1 protein-coding gene is annotated in these 516 nt (G+C 62.4%); it reads left to right on the forward strand.

All coding sequences use genetic code 11. The features are described 5' to 3' along the window. The coding region (locus tag D3D02_RS18975; protein ID WP_121571359.1) for a hypothetical protein at positions 1–408 on the forward strand (408 nt) is incomplete at its 5' end. Between the last annotated feature and the right edge of the window lie 108 nt (positions 409–516).

Genomic DNA, 516 nt, shown 5'->3' on the forward strand with positions numbered 1-516 from the left:
CGACGAATCGCACTCTTGTTGACCGTCGTCACCCTGCTTCTCGTCTCGCTCGCGCCGTGGGGACCAATCGAGACGCGGTCGTTCGAACATCTCTCCCCAGTCGTCTACTGGGGATTCAACGCTTTTCTCATCCTGCTGGGGCTGGGGAGCTTCGCTACCGCGTATCGCCTCTGGTCGGGGAATACTGACGCGCTACTCGTTGCGGTCGTCGCCGGCGTACTCTACATCGCCGTCTACGGCCTCGATTTGGCTGGCATCTTCCCAACGTCGCCGGACGCGATGCCGCCGCTGTTGTTCGCTATCGAAGTCGTCGATACGGCGCTCGCGGTCGTGCTCGTCGTGTACAGTTACTGGGTCTGGAATCGGGCGAACCCACACCGTGGGCGGGGCGAGACTCGGACGTCCTGACCACGGCGGGTACGCTGCTGGCTGTGGAATCCGTCGCTCCGAAAAAATGCGCCAGCCCTGAAACCTACGCTTCGTCCAGCGGTTCGCCCTCGAAGGTGAACTAGGCGA

The organism is Halobellus sp. Atlit-38R (assembly GCF_003665925.1).
GTDB classification, from domain to species: Archaea; Halobacteriota; Halobacteria; order Halobacteriales; family Haloferacaceae; genus Haloquadratum; species Haloquadratum inordinatus.